At 63.0% G+C, this 238-nt stretch carries 1 pseudogene; it reads right to left on the minus strand.

Annotated features, from left to right (window positions below):
* Positions 1-238: pseudogene (locus ACPYOI_RS36935) on the minus strand (LysR family transcriptional regulator); the annotation flags it as partial.

The following is a 238-nucleotide window of genomic DNA, read 5'->3' on the forward strand; positions in this document are numbered from 1 at the left end:
CGCGCATTGCTCATGAAATGCTGCCTGCCGCTCGGCGTATCCAATGCGTCGGCCACAGCAAGCCAGGTGTTCCATTCGCGTCCATCGTCGCCGCGGAGCAGTACGTGGTCGCGCAGATCGCGGACCGAACGCAGCGCGCGGCTGTTCATAAGCGTCGGGCTGACGACCGGGAACAGCTGCAGGTTTGTCAAAAGGCGCGCCCAGCAGTCCGGCCAGGTGCTATCACCATAAAGGATGC

Source organism: Rhizobium sp. SVR5-2C (assembly GCF_056755115.1).